This window comes from Gammaproteobacteria bacterium, assembly GCA_003696665.1.
GTDB lineage: Bacteria > Pseudomonadota > Gammaproteobacteria > Enterobacterales.
Genome location: RFGJ01000034.1, coordinates 1 through 2,216, shown reverse-complemented (window position 1 = coordinate 2,216; position 2,216 = coordinate 1). Strand labels below are relative to the sequence as shown.

The window sequence follows — 2,216 nt, the reverse complement described above, 5'->3', positions numbered from 1 at the left end:
GTACATCGTTGGCAGGGGTGACAATTCATTTGATCAGGTCTAATCTCTGACCAATGTAGACTGGAGGTGCCTTTGGTGATTCGGTTTCGATTGAAAGAATTGATTGCAGATCGCGAATTCCACACCGGAAAGCGGGTCACCTTTGAGGAAATTGCAGCTGCAACTGGCATTCACAGAACAACCCTTTCCAAACTTGCTAATCAGCGGGGATACAACACAACCACGGACAATCTAGATAAGCTCTGTAATTATTTTGGTTGCCCGATTGAAAAATTGATCGAGCACATTCCTGACAAAGAAGTGAGTTAGGTGGCTTCCGTAACTTGCATGCTTTTAAGGTAAGAAGTGGTTCCTACAGTCCGCATCAACGGAACAAAGGATCGATCAATCGTTCTCGTTTATGTTGAATACTATCGTGAGATGGGGAAAGTATCCAAAGTCGGCTGAATGTTGGCTTCTGCTTATGTTTCGTTTGGGAACGAGTGTTCCAAGATGCCATTGATGCTTTTGTCCTTGAGTTTCGCCTGCGAATGACGCGTCTTCATCTTGGGGACAAGTATGGCGATCGATTTGCCCGGCAGCTCTCTCGCGCCATGGATGGATGATAGGCGTCGCATGGCATGGGCCTGGACGACGTGGAATGTGTGGATGTAGGTTGAGAATGTCACGCGAGGGCCAAGATGGCCCATCAGCTTGGTAAGTCGCACCAGTCCCGTTCCGCAGTGGTCAGGGATGCGTGCTTTTGTCTCGCCGGACATCAGATAGACCATGCGTCTGATGTAATTTTGGGAAAAGACCTCGTGCCCGGATTCGGTCAGTTCCAGAATCAGGTCAGGGTATTTGCTCACATACATGCGCAGGAACAGCCACGAGGCAAAGCAGTGGCGCAGATGGTGCAGTGTGACCGCATCACCGAATGTCTGCTTAAGCAGCTGGATGCTGGCATCTGCGAGCGTCCGGCTGGCATAGCGTTCGCGTTTCCCATCGGGTCCAAAAAGCGGGATTTTTCTCAAGTGAGCATTGGAAGGGAATTCACGTCCGCGGTTCCAGATCAGGGTGCTAACGATGGCGCACATTGGTCTGGGAGCGAGAAGATGCAGCGGGATGACGCGCCTGGCAGCAGCCGTTTTCCCCTTACGGATATGGATGTACAGATGATTATCGCACATGACCACATCGTTGAGAGTGAGCCTGCTGATTTCGCCTGCTCGCATTCCGCCATAGAAGGCGAGAATGCAGCACATGGCAATCTCGCTGGCATCTCGGTTACTTCGTCCCATGAGCAGATGGATGAATGTGTCGAATTCGCTAAGCCCAATCAGCTCACAGCGATTTGTTCCGCCCATCCATTCCCTGGAGACTGATGTCAATCTCACATCCGAGCAAAATCCTCGTATTGCACCAAATCTGTAGGCGAGCCGGTAGGCTGCTTCGACATTCTGACGAGACTTGGGTTGTTTCAGGGAGGTTCGGGAGATGGTATCTTCAAACGAGAGTTCATGGTCTTCGGCTTCCCAGTCGGATAGATCGATGCTTTCCGGATCGCACAGCAGGCCATTGATAAAAACGCGGCTGAGATAATCCTGAATGGTTTTATGCACCACGGCGTTGGTTTTCCTGATATGGTCCTTGATCCAGAGCAACGCCCAGTGCAGGGCACTTGATTTGGGCGCAAGCTGGTCGGCTTCAACCTGCAATTGATCGATGAAGACGCATATTTCATTGATCACGCGTTCCGAACTTGTTTTTTCGGGAGCGAGGCTCCTTGCCTTATGGATCAACCTTCGGAGGATGCGCTTGCTTTTGCCAGGCCAGTCGGACTCGATGGCTTGGTTTATCTTGTCCGTCTTGTTCAGGTTCGGAATTTCAATACCTGAAGTCGGCAGCAGTTTTTTCGAGATTTTGGGCGTGATAAGGCCGGATGGAGGCTGGATTCCGTCGCCCCGGATGATGTTGAAGTTTGACTCCATCGGGTGACAGGCGGGCAGGGGGTAATCTTTTAGGACACTGGCCAGATACGGCTCCAGCCCTTGCAGCACAGGAATGAAGCGGGCAAGGGCCTGAAAATCGCTCCATGTCCCCGGGCTGTCCCCTTCCGGGTGCATGGAATCGAAGTCTTGCTTCAGAGATCGATATGCCGCTTGCATTTCTCTTTTGATTCGCTTGCGCCGATCATCCAGGTTTTCTTCCGAAGCGAAAAAGACATATTCATCGGG

At 51.3% G+C, this 2,216-nt stretch carries 2 protein-coding genes; one reads left to right on the top strand and one right to left on the bottom strand.

Translation table 11 applies throughout. The features are described from left to right. Window positions 1–75: 75 nt before the first annotated feature. The gene (locus D6694_00810) at window positions 76–309 is read left to right on the top strand and encodes an XRE family transcriptional regulator (GenBank protein RMH48175.1); all 234 of its coding nucleotides are present in this window, start codon (window positions 76–78) and stop codon (window positions 307–309) included. Window positions 310–461: 152 nt separating this feature from the next. Here D6694_00810 and D6694_00805 read toward each other — a convergent pair. Further along, on the bottom strand, window positions 462–2,216 hold a 1,755-nt coding region (locus D6694_00805), incomplete at its 5' end, for a hypothetical protein (GenBank protein ID RMH48174.1).